General features: G+C 49.7%; 15 protein-coding genes and 3 pseudogenes. 8 read left to right on the top strand and 10 right to left on the bottom strand.

The window, feature by feature from the left end; genetic code table 11:
• Positions 1-2: 2 nt before the first annotated feature.
• The 4 genes and pseudogenes from LPQ25_RS26685 to LPQ25_RS26700 form a co-directional block, all read right to left on the bottom strand.
• On the bottom strand, positions 3-1,202 hold the full coding sequence (locus LPQ25_RS26685; protein ID WP_073558144.1) for an MDR family MFS transporter: 1,200 nt from the start codon (positions 1,200-1,202) through the stop codon (positions 3-5).
• A 70-nt stretch (positions 1,203-1,272) separates the two neighbouring features.
• A complete protein-coding gene (locus LPQ25_RS26690; protein ID WP_004212808.1) occupies positions 1,273-2,106 on the bottom strand; it encodes an ABC transporter ATP-binding protein in 834 nt (277 codons plus the stop codon).
• Positions 2,103-2,912, bottom strand: a complete 810-nt coding sequence (locus tag LPQ25_RS26695) for an ATP-binding cassette domain-containing protein (RefSeq protein WP_011154569.1) — start codon at positions 2,910-2,912, stop codon at positions 2,103-2,105. The genes LPQ25_RS26690 and LPQ25_RS26695 overlap by 4 nt, the downstream gene beginning before the upstream one ends.
• Positions 2,913-3,347: 435 nt before the next feature.
• Positions 3,348-3,863: pseudogene (locus tag LPQ25_RS26700) on the bottom strand (M20/M25/M40 family metallo-hydrolase); the annotation flags it as partial.
• A gap of 353 nt (positions 3,864-4,216) precedes the next feature.
• Between LPQ25_RS26700 and LPQ25_RS26705 the strand changes: the two are divergent.
• The 4 genes and pseudogenes from LPQ25_RS26705 (at position 4,217) to LPQ25_RS26715 (ending at position 6,094) form a co-directional block, all read left to right on the top strand.
• Positions 4,217-4,363, top strand: a complete 147-nt coding sequence (locus LPQ25_RS26705; RefSeq protein WP_004212816.1) for a hypothetical protein — start codon at positions 4,217-4,219, stop codon at positions 4,361-4,363.
• 33 nt (positions 4,364-4,396) lie between these two features.
• Positions 4,397-4,522 (top strand): hypothetical protein, encoded by a 126-nt coding sequence (locus LPQ25_RS27240; RefSeq protein ID WP_011251267.1) that lies wholly within the window; start codon positions 4,397-4,399, stop codon positions 4,520-4,522.
• A 3-nt stretch (positions 4,523-4,525) separates the two neighbouring features.
• Positions 4,526-5,011, top strand: coding sequence for a hypothetical protein (locus tag LPQ25_RS26710; protein WP_011154565.1), 486 nt, complete (start codon positions 4,526-4,528; stop codon positions 5,009-5,011).
• A 96-nt stretch (positions 5,012-5,107) separates the two neighbouring features.
• Positions 5,108-6,094, top strand: a pseudogene (locus LPQ25_RS26715) (IS630 family transposase).
• Between the two features lie 375 nt (positions 6,095-6,469).
• Here the strand turns inward: LPQ25_RS26715 and LPQ25_RS26720 are convergent.
• On the bottom strand, positions 6,470-6,970 hold the full coding sequence (locus LPQ25_RS26720; protein WP_004212823.1) for a Fur family transcriptional regulator: 501 nt from the start codon (positions 6,968-6,970) through the stop codon (positions 6,470-6,472).
• A gap of 144 nt (positions 6,971-7,114) precedes the next feature.
• Here LPQ25_RS26720 and hisI point away from each other — a divergent pair, with 144 nt between their 5' ends.
• Complete coding sequence (gene hisI, locus LPQ25_RS26725; protein ID WP_004212825.1) at positions 7,115-7,516, top strand: phosphoribosyl-AMP cyclohydrolase; 402 nt, start codon at positions 7,115-7,117, stop codon at positions 7,514-7,516.
• Positions 7,517-7,552: 36 nt separating this feature from the next.
• Complete coding sequence (gene zigA / locus LPQ25_RS26730) at positions 7,553-8,773, top strand: zinc metallochaperone GTPase ZigA (protein WP_004212827.1); 1,221 nt, start codon at positions 7,553-7,555, stop codon at positions 8,771-8,773.
• 268 nt (positions 8,774-9,041) lie between these two features.
• Here zigA and LPQ25_RS26735 read toward each other — a convergent pair whose 3' ends face one another.
• The 5 genes and pseudogenes from LPQ25_RS26735 to LPQ25_RS26750 form a co-directional block, all read right to left on the bottom strand.
• Entirely contained in the window at positions 9,042-10,412 is a 1,371-nt protein-coding gene (locus tag LPQ25_RS26735) for a nucleoside recognition domain-containing protein (RefSeq protein ID WP_234599519.1), read from the bottom strand.
• A 287-nt stretch (positions 10,413-10,699) separates the two neighbouring features.
• Positions 10,700-11,515 (bottom strand): NAD(P)-binding domain-containing protein, encoded by an 816-nt coding sequence (locus LPQ25_RS26740; RefSeq protein ID WP_257677986.1) that lies wholly within the window; start codon positions 11,513-11,515, stop codon positions 10,700-10,702.
• 31 nt (positions 11,516-11,546) lie between these two features.
• Positions 11,547-11,828, bottom strand: a complete 282-nt coding sequence (locus LPQ25_RS27245; RefSeq protein ID WP_267921341.1) for an NAD(P)-binding domain-containing protein — start codon at positions 11,826-11,828, stop codon at positions 11,547-11,549.
• A gap of 70 nt (positions 11,829-11,898) precedes the next feature.
• Positions 11,899-13,280, bottom strand: a pseudogene (cysS, locus tag LPQ25_RS26745) (cysteine--tRNA ligase).
• A 79-nt stretch (positions 13,281-13,359) separates the two neighbouring features.
• Positions 13,360-13,812: a Fur family transcriptional regulator gene (locus LPQ25_RS26750; RefSeq protein WP_011251268.1), complete on the bottom strand. Its 453-nt coding sequence runs from the start codon at positions 13,810-13,812 to the stop codon at positions 13,360-13,362.
• 97 nt (positions 13,813-13,909) lie between these two features.
• On the opposite strand from LPQ25_RS26750, the gene LPQ25_RS26755 reads away from it, so the two are divergent.
• Positions 13,910-15,109 (top strand): CobW family GTP-binding protein, encoded by a 1,200-nt coding sequence (locus LPQ25_RS26755; RefSeq protein WP_014599314.1) that lies wholly within the window; start codon positions 13,910-13,912, stop codon positions 15,107-15,109.
• Positions 15,110-15,179: 70 nt separating this feature from the next.
• Positions 15,180-15,602 carry an RNA polymerase-binding protein DksA gene (gene dksA, locus LPQ25_RS26760; protein WP_004214547.1) on the top strand — a complete coding sequence of 141 codons (423 nt, stop codon included), beginning with the start codon at positions 15,180-15,182 and terminating at the stop codon, positions 15,600-15,602.
• Positions 15,603-15,629 lie beyond the last annotated feature (27 nt).

Raw genomic sequence — 15,629 nt, forward strand, 5'->3', positions numbered from 1 at the left:
CCTTATTGATTTCCAGAGGTCGTTTTAAACGATCGTAAAATAAACAGCATGGCAACCGCGCTGCATAACGGAATGCAGCCCATAAGTAGCCATGGCACAAAAGCCTGCGAAGAAGGGATGAGTGCGCGATCCAGCAGCCCGCCGAGGGCAAAATTGCCGGCCAGCACGGTGGCGCCGCCCATGGAGGAGAGTGCTCCGTAGTGCGCCCCAAGATTTTTATCCCGGGCAAAAACAGGGATCATGTCCATGCCCACAGGCACAATAAGCATCTGGCCAAGCGTCAGCAGCGTGACTAGTGAAACCGCGGGAAGCAGCCGCCACAGAGTGTCTGGCGCTGTGGTACCGGCGAACAGAGCGACGCTAAAGAATGACAGTGCCAGCAGCAAAAATCCCACAGGCAAAATCTGTGATGCGCCGCGTTTTCGGGCAAACCGTGCCAGAGGCAATTGCAGGAAAATGATCATGACTGAGGCCAGCATAAACAGCGGGCCGAGCTCGGCCTCACTTCCCCCGGAGCGGCGTAGTTCAACGGGTAACGCCAGATAGAGCTGGTTATAGCTGAATAAATACGCGCTGTAAGCAACGATAAAGGCAACAAAGCGGCGCTGGTGAAATGCCGTCCACCAAGGGGAAATTTTAAGCGTGCCATGATGGCTGGTGCCTGTCGGTAGCATGAAATAGAGCATAATCAGCGCAAACAAGAAGACGCCTGCCCCGCCAAGGGCCACACTCTGAAAGCTGTACCCTGTCAGCAATGCTCCCAGCAAAGGACCGATGACTGAACCCAGCTCACCACAAACAGAGAACAACGCGAACCATTCTGAACGGCTGCGCTTGCCTTCCCTTTCACTTTGCGTCCCCGCCTGAGCCATCAGCGACTCGATTGCAGGCGAGAAGAGCGCACCGCCAATCCCTGTCAGGCAGGCTCCCAGAATAACGCCCCATAACGAGGCGCTGATGGCGAGCAGCAGGTAGCCACTGATTCGGACCACGCAGCCGCACAGAATGATGGCACGTCCGCCAAACCTGTCAGTCAGTGCCCCTCCAACCAGAAACATACCCTGCTGCGAGAAGGTCCTGAGACCGAGCACCAGGCCAATCGCGGCACCGGACAACAGCATGTCATCGCGCAGAAAAATAGCGAGAAAAGGCACTACCGCATAAAAACCGGTATTAAAAATAAACTGGCTGACAAGCAGCAATGAAGGGAGGTGTTCGCTTTCTTCCCTGAAATCAATTCAGTCATAATGAGATTATTCGTTAAAAGTGTATTCAGCCACGTGCCAGCGACGGGGCATGAGTTACAAGAGCCGGTACCGCGTCCAGAAGCTGACGCGTATGCGGATGATGAGGTAAATGCAACATTTCAAACGTCGGGCGATCTTCAATGATTTTTCCAGCCACCATGACCAGCGTTCTGTCGCACAACCCTGCCAGCATAGAAATGTCATGAGAGACAATCAGCAGCCCCATGCGGTTTTCTTCTGCTATACGCAAAAGTAGCAATTTGATTTGCTCACGCAGGGGAAGATCCAGCCCGCTGACCGGCTCATCGGCCAGCAAAAAATCGGGCTGTATGATCAGCGCTCTTGCCAGCGCAACGCGCTGAGCCTGCCCCCCTGAAAGCGAGCCTGCACGCTGATCGAGAACTTTTGCGCTGAGTTCGACCTGTTCAAGCGCGGCGGCAAGATTAGGTGACGCATCACGGTTGCAGCCTAAATGTCTTAGCGGCTCGTTGAGAATCTCTCTGACACGCATTGACGGCGGCAACGTACTGGCGGGTTCCTGAGGAAGGTACTGAACCCTGCGGCGATACCAGCGCAATATTCGGGCAGAGCCGGGCCTGACCACCTTTCCATCACAATACACCTCACCGTCATCTACCGGGTCGAGGGCCAAGATAGCTTTCAGTAACGTCGATTTTCCACAGCCCGAACATCCTAACAGGCCAACACGCTCATGCTGACGCAGTGTGAGCGAAAAATCTTTAAGAATGGCATTCACTGGCAGGGTCTTCTGCCAAGGGAGTCCGGGGTGACTCCGGTAGCGGGAAATCCTGTCGACCTGAATGAAGGAGTCGGATGCCATCTGCAGGGGAATACTCATCCGGCGAGCACCTCACGGGTGTGTGTTAACAACGTCTGTTCAGCGGCTCGCGCGGCCCGTACCAATTTGCGGGTGTAAGGATGCTCCGGCTCGTTCAGGAGCTGGTCCATTGTGCCTGACTCCACAATCCTGCCTTTTTCCATCACGATACCTCGCTGGCACAACTGTGTGGCAACGGCAATATCATGTGTGATGAAGAGCAACGCAGGCGGAGCTCTCATCGTGGAACCCTGAACTAATATCTGCAAAACCTGCTGCTGGCTAATCACATCCAGTGCCGTCGTCGGTTCATCAGCAACCAGCAGGCGATTATTCCCCAGCAACGCCAGCGCGATGCAAATCCGCTGACGCTGCCCACCGGAAAGCTCTGCCGGGTAGCGGGAGAGCAATTGAGGGATATCGCTGAGCTGTAGCGCATCCAGCAAAGAGCCCAGCATCGCGTTATCACCTGTTTTCAACGCCAGAGCAAGCTGTCGCCCCACCGGCATCAGCGGGTTCAGCGCGGTGGAAGAGTCCTGAAAGATGGCGGATACCAGCGCATGCTGAGGGCGCCGGGTGGGATGAAGGCCAACGACATCCGCACCGTTTATACGAATGCTTCCTTGTAATAACAGCCCGGCAGACAATGTACCTATAATGGCTTTTGCCGTCAGAGACTTACCTGACCCTGATGAGCCGATAATACAGACCCGCTCGCCTTGTTGGAGCCGAAAGCTGACATCGCTAACCAGAGCAGAATGGCCCGTAGAAATGCTGACGCTTTTAACATCAAGCACAGGTATTGGATAAGGAAGATTGTTGTTCATGTCACTGTATATGCCACTTAAGTAATGTGATAACATAACATTTATTTGCATGATGTTGCAATTCAAACCAATTTGTAATTGCTTTGACCTGCTCCCCGTTGGCTACCACAGCATCCTTTAAGTAATGCCTTGATCAGATGTGAAACATTTGCGAATTCCCGCTGTTCGCTCACAAGGTACAACCATACTCAAATCTCCCATATTGCAGGAGATTTGAGTATGAACACGTCACCGTGGAATCCACATTTTTTTCGCCGAATACGCGAACCGCTGCGTCAATTGCATATGCAGTTTCCCGCGGATGATCGACTGTAGGTGAAAACTCATGTGTGTAAATGAATTCACATTCTGCTTCGTGCATTGCGCAAACAGAATTACAGATAACACGCATCCGTTTTTCAAGCATTTCCTAGACTGCCGGATCGTAAGAACGGGTAGCCGTGTCGGCGTGGTGCCTGCATGGTTTGCCGTGCCTTTGATGGTGATTTCCTGCCAGGAAATTCCCTGAAGATTTTCGACAGCACCGATCTGGATCCCTTCGGCTTCAAGAACAGGTCCCTGTTCGATGTGCAGTTCAATGTATTCATGAGGGACGATCGAGCCGGGCTCCAGGTCTCCCGCATAGCCAATACGCTGCAGCTCATCACCCAGACGTGTGCCATCAGTGCCGACAGTGTCCAGGATTTTCTTCAGCGAGATCCCCCCTGCATAGACGAGCGATCCCATCATATCGGGTTGATAACGGATACCCTCTTCGTTTGTGAATGCGCCGACAGTAATCGGGCGGGAAGGTTTGATCCCGGCTTTTCTGAAAGCCCTGACGACAGCCAGGCCGGACAGGACACCGTAACAACCATCGAAAGCGCCGGCGTTTACAACGGTGTCAATATGGGAGCCAATCATCAGTGGCTGCTTTTCGTTAGCACTATCTACCGCAGGCAGTGTGCCATAATATGAGGTTTTCAATATAAAGTGATTTTATATCAACATATTAAGATGAGTTCCATTTTTCGTATAATAAGATACAGATCACATGAGTTGACCATATGTAATATCCTGCCTGTCAACTATATTTGATTTTCTGGTAAAACGCTCCGCTTTCCCACACCAGATCACCTTTGTGAACCTAGCCGGTGAATGACCAATGTCATACATCTACCGCTGGATCTGACAAAGGTACTGGCCGGGCCGCCAGAATTCATTGATTTACCTGTGCAGTCAGGTGGCTATGGTATCTAGTGAGTTGTTATTCGTGACGCGTTCAGCCTGCTGATCCTAGCGCGTGCTGATGGGAAGGCAAAGAAATGAATGCGGAAACCTGGGCCCGTGTGAAGGCCTTCCGTCGGGCGCTGGAGCTGGCCGCCGGAGAACGGTCCGGTGAGCCGGTACCTTCCCTCTGGCGTGACTGGCTGAAGCCATTTCCGGCCGGCAGTTGTGAACTGGCCAGCTAGAGCCTAGTTCAGTATCTCTGAGTTCACGACGACATGCTGTTCCCTTATGTCATTGCCATACAGTGGAATGACGGCCCTGACATTCATGGCCACGTCATTGTCGTCCTCGACTGGGAGTATATCGACCTGATGCTCGATCAGTTTCCAGGGTATGACTAGATTGTGGCGGAGCCGGTTGAGTCTGGTAAGCCTCTGGGTACCTTCCTGCGGAAGGTCCGAAGGCAGGACGGGAGCTTCACCGCGCGTAAACTGACGCTTGATGGCATTCCGGGTAATGGTCATAAGCTGTATGGCTGGCTGAAAGCCACGGCGGACAGTCTGTTACCCGTCCCGGGGCAGGGCAGGGCCCTGCCTCTGCGCCTGTCTATGGAGATCCCTACTGAATACCGTGACCGGGCGGTGAATGGTTCGTCAGATAAGGTCACCCATGTCCATGAAACGAAAAAGCAGAAGAAGATGACTCACACCGGGACCGTTACTGAATGCTACCAACCCCGTTTAGTCAGGCTGCGGGAAACCAGTTCCCAGTGGGTCAGTGAGTGCGGCCTGCGCTTCAGAAAATCCACCGGTGCCGCGGTCGGAAGCGGCGTCTGGAGTTCACGTCACCGTGATTTAAGCAGCATCCGGGAAATTCAGCCCAATAAATAGACGTCAGGTCTGATATCGCGGATAACAACCATCAAGGAATTACCTGATGCCGTACTATAATGCAGCTGATATGCGGGCAAGAGCCAGTGACGCCTGATGGATAAAAATATCAATAAAACAAAGGACAAAAACCTCGCCCGGCGGCTCACCGCCATGCTGATGCTGCATCATGGTGACACCGTCAGTCATGTTGCCAGAACGCTCTGCTGTGCCCGCTCATCGATTGGTCGCTAGATTAACTGGTTCACGCTGTCTGGTACTGAAGGCCTGAAATCATTGCCGTCAGGACGTGGGAGGCGCTGGCCGTTCGAACATATTTGCGCATTGCTGCTTGAGCTTGTTAAGCATTCTCCCGGCGATTTCAGTTATCAGCGTTCCCGCTGGAGCACCGAACTGCTGGCGATAAAAGTCCGTGATGTTATCGGTTGTCCGCTACATGCTTCAACCATCCGGCGATGGTTACCTGCTGCCGGACTGGTATGGCGGAGAGCAGCGCCGACACTGCGTATCCGTGCCCCACACAAAGAAGAAAAAATGGTCGCTATCCATGAAGCACTGGCGAATGCAGTGCGGAAAACCCCGTATTTTACGAAGATGAAGTGGATATTCACCTCAATCCCAAAATTGGTGCTGACTGGCATCTGCGCGGGCAGCAAAAGCGCGTAGTCACGCTGGGCCAGAATGAAAAGTACTATCTTGCCGGTGCGCTGCACAGCGATACAGGAAAAGCCAGCTACGTTAGTGGAAACAGTAAAGGTTCTTCCTTATTTATCAGACTTAAAACATCTGAAGGCGACATACCGGCGGGCAAAAACGATTACGCTCATTGTCGATAACCACATCATCCACAAAAGCCGTGAAACGTTGCGTTGGCTGAAAGCAAACCCGAAGTTCAGGGTAATTTATCAGCCGGTTTACTCGCCGCGGGTCAATCATGTCGAACGGTTGTGGCAGGCGCTTCACGAGACAATAACCCGAAATCATCAGTGCCACTCAATGTGGAAACTGTTGAAAAAGGTTCGTCACTTTATGAATACCGTCAGCCCATTCCCCGGTGGAAAACATGGGTTGGCTAAACTGTAGCGGTATTAGGATCAGTTATTTAGGATTTCTGTATTATTGTATATAAAGGTCATTAGTAATATTGTTTAGGAAATGCATGGGAATTTAAGCATGCATTTACATGGAGTGCAAATAAAACGGTTAAAATAAATAAATTATAAATTTCCTTTTTTGTTTTTATGATCCTAAATAGTCATGCTTTGCTAAACATGATAGGTAGGTATTTTTCAAATTGCATTATTTGTATTATTTATTGAAAATAATTCAGCATTATTTCAATCAATATTTGTGGGAGTGCTAATTTATATTATTCTTAATTTTATCGACCGTAATAATATTTTTTCTGTTTCACATATAATATGGGAAGTTACTAATCGTATGCTTATTGAGCACAATTCACCCAGATTGCGCCATTTTTTCATTAGCCTGACAACCGGGACAAATTATACTGATTTCTATGTCCTTTCTTTGCATAATATACCCATATTCATGTGATTTATCCTCAACGTAATATTGTATTTTGCTGTCTGTATGCTGAATGATTGTACCGCAGTTTGAACAAATCATAAAAAGTGTTAATCCTTCATGGGGAAAGCTATTCTTTTTTACAAACTTGCTACAGCTTTCTATTTTTACAATGACTCCAGCCTGTTGTAGATAATCCAGAGTACGATAAACAGTAGTTGGTTTTGCATTTGGGTTATATGATTTTAACTGGTCAAGGATTTGGTATGCACTGATACCTTTGTCTTCAGCACACCTGATGAAGTGATACACCATCATCCGCATCGGAGTAATTCGCATCGCCTTACGGGCAGTCAGTTCCCTAAATTCTGAACAGCCTAGATCCGGGAACATAGCTTTCTTAATCAATTCAGAATGTAGTTTGTTATTCATCTTGCCTCCTGCTGCCTCTATCACATTTGCTTTGTTTCTTTTTCCGGTCAGATGTTACCCAAGAAGTACAGTGCCTGTGAAATCGTGATAACTGGCAATTATGCTTGATATGTTATAACGTAACATCAAAAAGGTGGGGTGCCAATGTTTCTGTTACTGGAAAAAGCCCATGCAGGAGCAGTGTTTCAGCTTGAGGATATCCTGCCGTCAATACCCTGGGATTCTCATGGTTTGATCGCTGCGATTGCACAGCAATATGACACTGGAGAGGTGTTGATGCTTGCCTGGATGAATCAACAGGCTCTTGATGAAACCTTATTGACTGGCAGAGCCTGTTACTGGTCGCGATCCCGATCATGCCTTTGGCGAAAAGGTGAGACCTCCGGCTGCGTTCAGCAAGTACATGATATCCGTCTGGATTGTGACGGAGATGCGGTGCTACTGCTAGTGGATCAAAAAGGTGGAGCCTGCCACACAGGTCGGCGGAGTTGTTTTTACAACGCCATTAAAGGCGATGAGCTAACCGTGCTCAACGATCCTGGTTAATCCGAACACAACGAATATCTGAGGAGATGTAAGGTAATGTCTGAAGTCAGTGCAAATTTTCATGGCGATAAACGCCTGCCGGTTACCGTACTTTCGGGATTTTTGGGAGCAGGGAAAACGACACTGCTTAACCATATTCTGAACAACCGGGAAGGCCGACGGGTGGCCGTTATTGTGAACGATATGTCAGAAGTGAATATTGATGCTGCGCTGGTCAGGGATGGCGGTGCAGAGCTCTCCCGTACGGATGAAAAACTGGTAGAAATGAGTAACGGTTGTATCTGCTGCACATTGCGGGAAGATCTTCTGCTTGAAGTCAATCGTCTGGCAAAAGAAGGACGTTTTGACCAGCTTGTCATTGAGTCCACCGGGATTTCAGAGCCTCTGCCCGTAGCTGAGACTTTTACCTTTGCCGGTGATGACGGTGAAAGCCTGTCAACAGTAGCGCGCCTTGATACCATGGTGACCGTGGTGGATGCGTTCAATTTTCTGAAAGACTACGGCTCGGAAGACAGCATTCAGTCGCGTGGAGAGTCGCTCGGTGATGGTGATGAAAGGAGCGTTGTAGACCTGCTGATCGATCAGATTGAATTCTGCGATGTGCTGGTCCTCAATAAAGTTGATCTCATCAGTGAAGCGCAAAAAGACAAACTGATGGCGGTTTTACGTTCGCTTAATCCACGGGCCAGGATCGTTGTTTCACAGTTTGGGAAGGTTCCACTTGATAACGTACTTAATACCGGACTGTTCGATTTCGATCAAGCCGCTCAGGCACCTGGCTGGCTTAAAGAATTGCGGGGTGAACATACGCCGGAGACAGAAGAGTATGGGATCACCAGCTTTGTATTTCGTGCCCGCCGGCCTTTTCATCCGGCTCGTTTCTGGCAGGTGATGGATAATGAACTGAATGGCGTCGTCAGATCGAAGGGGTACTTCTGGCTGGCCAGTCGTCCTGAGTTTGCTGGCTCCTGGTCGCAGGCGGGTGGAGTGGCGCGCCAGGGACTGGGAGGCATGTGGTGGGCAAGTGTCCCTAAAGAACGCTGGCCAGAGGATCCGGAATCACTCAAATTCATCATGTCTCACTGGATGGATGGTATTGGTGATGCCCGGCAGGAACTGGTTTTTATTGGAATGGAAATGAATGAATCCGAACTGCGCAACAGGCTGGAATCTGCCCTGTTAACGGATACCGAAATGGCTGAAGGACCTCTGAAATGGCGACATTACCCTGATCCTGTTGAGCCGTGGTTCGATTAGTGAATCGAAGGCACCCGCATTTTCCGGGTGCCTTCGTATGAAAGCGAAAAGGGGCAGATTTACAACAATTCTTCCCCAGCTTTTTTGAACCACTGTACAATACTGTTCAGATGAGATTGTCCATATAACGAGACAAAGCGTCTGGTTTCCTGGTGTCCAGGGTCCTGAAGAACAGCCAGGCGGGATGCAATAAATGCCTGCGTCAGGGGAATGCCACATTCTTCTGTGATACACCGGTACCATTGCTGGTAAGTCTTGGGGATCATACTTATGCCTCATGAATAAATAACTGGGATATCACCAGAGCCACCACCAGAGAACTTAATACCTGTTTCCCAGCCACTGCTACTGCAAACCGCCAGTTTATTTCCCGGGCGATGGTAAATACCGTGACAAGGCAGGCCATCAACGTAGAGGCGAGCCAGACAAGTAGCAGTAACTGAGATGTGCTGAGGGACTGTATTAAGCTGCCGCCATCCTGATTGAGCACCATCAAACCATCTTTCCTTAGCAGTGAAAAAATGATCCCGGGCATCAGTTCTGCCGGCAGTTTAAAAAGATGAAGTAAAGGTGCCGTCGTTTCACTCACCCAGCGAGTGATCCCTGCGTAATCAAGCATCCCCGCAACACTGCAGATAATCAGGAATAACGGCATGGCTTGCGTAATGAACTGACGGAGGATATTTTTCAGCATCCATGTCACATTTCGCCAGCGTGGCCATTGCAGCCAGGTGGGCTCTGTCAGACGCTGGTTTTGGCCAGGCTTCAACGACCCGTTCCAGAGTCGCGTATGTATTGCGCCTGTGATAAACAGCAGACTGAGATAGGGGACAAAGAGCCAGGGTTGATGGGCGGCATTAAAAAGAGAAAGCGTCGCCCCGGTCTGATAGCTGCAAGCGGACCCAAAGCTAATCATACTTATACAGGCATGCCGGGTGCATCGCGAACACGAACGGCTCTGAAAAACCGCCACGACATTACAGCCGAAACCACTTAAAACCGGGATCAGGTCCTGTCCGCTGAGGCCCACTTTTCGTAACCAAGGATCCAGCGTCGCGGTGATTCTTTCCTTAAGCCCGCTGTCGTCTGTCAGCGAAAGAGACAACCCTATCAGTACCACCACAGGAAATGCCCATACAAACGAATAAAGTCCAAGACTAAAAAGACCGTAATTGCCGACAAATAGAGCCTTCAGAAAGTCGGGCCAGTTGGTCGTTATATTCTCAAGCGGCTGAATAACCGCACTGTCAATGACAGGCTGAATGAAATCTGACAGCAGCCATGCACACCATACCGGAACGGCAAAAAGCAGGAAAAGACATATTATCGCAGCAGGCCTACCACCCCGACGATGTTCAAATATCGTTTGCTGAGGGACTTCAGTCAGCAGATTAATGACCGGTATTTGCTGACTGGTTAAAGTGTCCACCGAAGGAGCTGGTTTACCGTGCAGAAGTAACTGCAGTGCATCCTGGCGAACATTCCTATCCGCTTCTCTGGCATTAACTGCCATGACAGGCGCACCTGATATTTCACCCAGGTATTCAGCCACCTCCGCGAGCCCCTCTATAACCTTATCAGCAAAGGTCAGGAGGATAATGAGGCGTTTTGTCTGTGATGGTATGAGGTTGCAGATCATTTGCCACTCCTGCTGAGCGTTTGTGGCCCGCAACACCAGAAGAATACCATCATGCTGGTTTAGCGCATTGAGCGCGAGTTTCGTGGTTTCACTGTCGCTCTGAAAGCGTATACCCGGGTATCAACCAGGTTGATATCCGCATCCTTAATGACCCCCTCCCGACATACAACGGTGGATCCCTGAAATTACGTTCATCACTGGCTGCACTTTCCGTCAGGAAATTAAAAAGAGTTGATTTTCCAGCACTTTCTAACCCTGTTAAAACGAATGATTGCATAAACACCACCTCAGCATGCGCAGTCATCGTCGGCACAGCAGTCGGGTTCTGAAGGCAGAATCCACCAGTCACGCAATCCTTCAGATGACAGGCCCAGATGACGGGTGATACTTTCTGCCACGACAGGAAAGCGTTGGCGGAACTTATAGATAAAGCAATAAATATTACCGGCATGCCGCACATGAGGGCCGACAAGATACAAACCGGGAAACAAGGTTGAACAGTCTTCATCCGTTAATACCGGATAGCCATCATCATTCCATTCGAAAAAAGCAGCCAGTTGCCTTGCTCCCCCGCCACACTGGAAGCCGGTAGCAAGCACAGGCACCTCGTCAGTGGCCCAGGCGCGTCCGTTTGTGGTATGGACTTTGTACGAACTTCCCGGTCCGGGCATTCTGATTACTTCACAGACATCCGCATCTTCATAAATTTCGAAAAGACGGTGATTCATTACCCTGTTCAAACGCTCACGGGTATAAGGGGAAAGCGACAGACTGGGATCGCTGATGTGGTTAGCTGACCAAGGGGCTGAGCGGGTTAACATTTTTACCGATGAGCCATTTTCCAGCAGGTTTACAGCGGCATCCACTGCGCTTTCATAGCCGCCTATAACAATGTATTCACCTTTCCTGAAATCCTTCCAACTGGTCACATCACCGTAATGGCAACAAATATCTGCCCCAGGAAAAATCAGCCGGTCCGGGAACTGGAATTCGCCTGTAGCCCATATTAAAGAGCGTGTTTCCAACTTCTCTCCTGCTTCTGTTGTCAGTATAAAATTACCTGAACTGAGCAAAGCAACCTTTGCAATCCTGGCGGGAGCCATGACGGGTATCTGATACTCATCCAGTACGACCTTAAGGTAACTGGCATAAGTTTTCCCCCTGGATGTTCTTCACCGCAGAAAAGCGCCAATGAACTGTCAGGGTCATAGCATTCAGATCTGGTTGTCCAAACGGATTGGAAAAAAAGGAAGGAGTAATAAAACGGGTTTCTTCCGGCCAGCGCATAAAGGAGGCACCTACTTCGTGACTGTCAACGACCAGGATATCCTGTATAGCACTCCGACGAAGAAGCGCCGCCATACCCACCCCGGCCGGACCCGCACCGACAATAACGACTTCGCGTGGTTGGTTCATAAAATTACCCTTTGCATTACGTTATAACATAACGATCGATGTTGAAATTTCTTACATCCAGAGGGACAACTTATCGGAAACGCCATGAGGTATTTTCGCCGACATCTTCAAGTTCAATGCCTTGCTCCGCTAATTCATTCCTTAAACGATCGGCCTTGTCCCATTCGCCCATACGTCGTGCCTTACTGCGCTGGTGAATTAACCTTTCAATAAGTTGCAGTTCTGCAGGATGAAGATCACTGCGGTTTTTCAAAAAGGCATCTGCTGATTGTTCAAGCAAACCCAGCACATTCCCCAGGTATTTCAGCGTGGTGGCAAGTGCTGCGGCTTCATCATCATTCATTCCGCAAAGCCTGTTAATCTCTCTTGTCAGTTCAAATAAAATGGCAAGCGCCTGGGGTGTATTGAAATCATCATCCATTGCCTCACAGAATCTGGCCCGCCATGCATCGTGCTGTTCAGATCGAGACCCGTCAGCGAACTGGCATGCGGTGTAGAGCCGTGTCAGCGAGGCGCGCGCAATGTGAATATTTTCCTCGCTATAATTCAGCGGCTTGCGATAATGTGCGCCTAGCAGGAAGAAGCGCACACTCTGGGCATCGAACCGGTGCAGAATATCGCGCAGGGTAAAAAAGTTATTCAGCGATTTCGACATCTTCTCTTTATTCACCGTCACCATGCCGGTGTGAAGCCAGTAATTTACGTAGGGGCCATCATTTGCGGAGGTGGACTGGGCAATCTCATTTTCATGATGGGGAAATATCAGGTCCGAACCACCGCCATGAATGTCGAAATGGGTACCAAGGTAATGGCAGTTCATGGCGGAACATTCAATATGCCAGCCAGGTCTCCCTTCGCCCCAGGGGGATGGCCAGACGGGCTCGCCGGGCTTTGCCCGCTTCCAGAGAACAAAATCCAGCGGGTCGCGTTTATATTCATTCACTTCGATGCGGGTCCCGGCACGAAGCATGGTAATATCCTGTCCCGAAAGCTTTCCATAGTCTTTTGCCGATGCAGTGGAGAACATGACGTCACCATTCTCTGCAATGTAAGCAAATTGTCGATGCAGAAGTCGTTCGATCATACTGATGATTTGTGGGATGTGCTCTGTGGGACGAGGTTCGATGTCTGGTGGCAGGATGCCTAACTTTGCAAAATCAATGTGCATTTCATGCACCATCCGTTCTGTCAGGCTGCGCCAGTCCTCTCCCGTATCACGGGCGCGCTGAATAATTTTATCATCTATATCAGTAATGTTACGCACGAAAGTCACATCGTATCCGCGAAAACGCAGATAGCGGACAATCATATCAAAAGCGACAAAGGTTCTGGCGTGCCCCAGATGGCAAAGGTCATAAACCGTCACGCCGCATACATACATGCCGATTTGCTCTCTTCAACCGGAACTAATAGCTCCTTTTGCATACCAAGCGTGTTTGTTAGTTTAATCATTACGTTTACCTCATTATTTTAGATAGCAGCACACGAACACGCCTGGTGCTAATTAACAGTCGTCCGGAATAAGAAAAAATTATTTGGTGACAGTACGATTACAGTCCGGACAGATACCATGACTGGAAAGGGTAATTTTCCGTTCGGTCATACCATGTCCGGTGAGATGTGATTTTACCAGTTCAATGGCCGCTTCCAGGGCTGGATCCTGCTCAATAGGAATAACATGATGGCAGTTATCGCATTCAAAAAGTCCTACGGCAGCCCGTTGGGTCAGAGCGAAACGCTGAGTTCTTGCCGAGTCGGTATAACGCTGGACAATACTTACCTGCATTAGCCGCTCCAGTATTCGGTAAAGGGTCACACGATCGGGAGCCTGCTCGCCCAGTTGCTGAGTTAAATCGTCATGGCTCATGGCCTGGCTGGCATGTTCAAGGCACTGCAGCGTTGCAAGGGTGGATGGCGTTGCCCGCAAACCATGTGTGCGCAACGTTTGCTTCCAGTCATACGTTTTGGCTACTGGTGTTGTCATATTTCCCCCTCCGAGTCATGTTATTTGAATTCTGGCAGGAAGCCGGTATTATTGCAACTTGATTGCATTAACGTTTAGCGGCATAAGGCCGGATGCTATGAAAAGAACACCGCTCATTATCCTTAATGGTTTTCTGGGGGCAGGGAAAACTACTCTGCTAAAAAACCTTCTTACACAGGCACACAAACGGCGAATGACTGTATCCGTCATCGTTAATGACATGAGTGAACTTGATGTGGATGGCGTCCTGATAGCCAACACAGAAATCGTTGATGCAGCCAGTAACAATTTTGTGAGTATTTCAGCAGACAGTATCAGCAGCAGAAGCGGGATCCAGAAGCTGGATTCCGCGCTGAAAAACCTGCTCGAAACACGGTCTCCGGATTTTATTTTACTGGAAACGTCAGGCAGCAGCCATCCTCTTCCCCTGGTCCGCTATCTGCGGGAACACACCCAGGTAAGTCTCAAAGCATTTTTGTCTCTTGTAGATACGGTCATGCTTAATGATGACTACGACGGTGGAAAGAAGCTTATTCCGGTTTTCCAGGAGCACCTCAATAAAGGGACCCGGGGAGTGGAAAGCCTGCTGGCAGAACAGATTATGTTCTGTAATAAGCTCTTGTTAACCAAAAACGACAGATTACCCTTCTATGTTGTTACTGAGGTAGCCAGAGCCATACATCCACTTAATCCGCAGGTTGCAATTATGGCTGTGCCCTGGGGAAATTTACAGCTGGATGAATTGCTTTCCATGCCGGATTACGATTTTCATCGGGTGGCGTTACTTATTGATGAGCTTCAGGATGCAATTGATGCAGTTTTGTCGGATGAACCCGACAAAAAATATGATATTTCGTGGCGGGTCATTGAGGATGACCGTCCATTTCATCCGCAGCGGCTGTGGGATACCTGCCACCGATTTATGGGTTCCAGGGTTTACCGCAGCAAGGGTTTTTTCTGGCTACCGGGAAGGGATGACCTGGCATTACTGTGGAACCAGGCCGCAGGAAGCATCAATCTCGAATTCATAAGCTACTGGAAAGCCGGGGTCCTGACCCACACTGATAATTCACTGACAAAGGAAGAACGCGCAGCTATCCATGAGCAACTGGCAAAAATGCCGGGCAGATTTGGTGACCGGCGCTGCCGCCTGACTGTTATTGGCGAGAGCGGCGAAATTGACGATTTTGTCCTCGCGTTGCGCCAGTGTTTACTCACTGAAGAGGAAATTCGCTGGTGGCAGCAGGGGGGAATTTTCCACGATCCCTGGCCCACGAAAGTGGCCCGGCTGGCTTAACAGGTTATTTTGTAGCGACAGATGATGTTATGTTATAACGTTTTAGTGTGTAATTTTATCGGTACAGAACATGACTAAACCTACCCGCGCTGAACAAGAAAAAATCCTGGCAATGCCGTCAGAAGACTACATGAACCCTGCGCAACAGGACTACTTCCGGCGGCTTATCCGCCACGAAAGGCAGGAGGTGCTTGATCATATAGACCAGATGAAGCAACAGTTGCAGGAGGATCCAGAAACGGGTGACGAAGGTGACATCGCCATTCGTGAAGAACAGTTACGTCTGTTGTTCAGACAGATAGACAGAGAAAGCCGCCTGTTGCCGAAATATGATGCAGCGCTGATACGGCTTGAAAATGGAGAATATGGCTTCTGCCGGGATACAGGCGAACCTATCGGTCTGCAACGCCTGCTACTCAGGCCCACCGCAGAATTAAGTATTGAAGCCAAAACAAAGGAGGAAAAAGTTGAGATTCAGTATCAAAAGAAATAAAGCGGTGGCCCAAGCGGGGGCAGGGTA

Origin of the sequence: Klebsiella sp. KPN54798 (assembly GCF_021184225.1) — a bacterium.
Lineage (GTDB): Bacteria > Pseudomonadota > Gammaproteobacteria > Enterobacterales > Enterobacteriaceae > Klebsiella > Klebsiella pneumoniae.

Coding starts and splice junctions, on each gene's coding strand:
- LPQ25_RS26690 (WP_004212808.1), bottom strand. CDS start 2,106: ATGAGTATTCCCCTGCAGATGGCATCCGACTCCTTCATTCAGGTCGAC.
- LPQ25_RS26695 (WP_011154569.1), bottom strand. CDS start 2,912: ATGAACAACAATCTTCCTTATCCAATACCTGTGCTTGATGTTAAAAGC.
- LPQ25_RS26705 (WP_004212816.1), top strand. CDS start 4,217: ATGAATGCGGAAACCTGGGCCCGTGTGAAGGCCTTCCGTCGGGCGCTG.
- LPQ25_RS27240 (WP_011251267.1), top strand. CDS start 4,397: ATGCTGTTCCCTTATGTCATTGCCATACAGTGGAATGACGGCCCTGAC.
- LPQ25_RS26720 (WP_004212823.1), bottom strand. CDS start 6,970: ATGAATAACAAACTACATTCTGAATTGATTAAGAAAGCTATGTTCCCG.
- hisI (WP_004212825.1), top strand. CDS start 7,115: ATGTTTCTGTTACTGGAAAAAGCCCATGCAGGAGCAGTGTTTCAGCTT.
- zigA (WP_004212827.1), top strand. CDS start 7,553: ATGTCTGAAGTCAGTGCAAATTTTCATGGCGATAAACGCCTGCCGGTT.
- LPQ25_RS26735 (WP_234599519.1), bottom strand. CDS start 10,412: ATGATCTGCAACCTCATACCATCACAGACAAAACGCCTCATTATCCTC.
- LPQ25_RS26740 (WP_257677986.1), bottom strand. CDS start 11,515: ATGGCTCCCGCCAGGATTGCAAAGGTTGCTTTGCTCAGTTCAGGTAAT.
- LPQ25_RS27245 (WP_267921341.1), bottom strand. CDS start 11,828: ATGAACCAACCACGCGAAGTCGTTATTGTCGGTGCGGGTCCGGCCGGG.
- LPQ25_RS26750 (WP_011251268.1), bottom strand. CDS start 13,812: ATGACAACACCAGTAGCCAAAACGTATGACTGGAAGCAAACGTTGCGC.
- LPQ25_RS26755 (WP_014599314.1), top strand. CDS start 13,910: ATGAAAAGAACACCGCTCATTATCCTTAATGGTTTTCTGGGGGCAGGG.
- dksA (WP_004214547.1), top strand. CDS start 15,180: ATGACTAAACCTACCCGCGCTGAACAAGAAAAAATCCTGGCAATGCCG.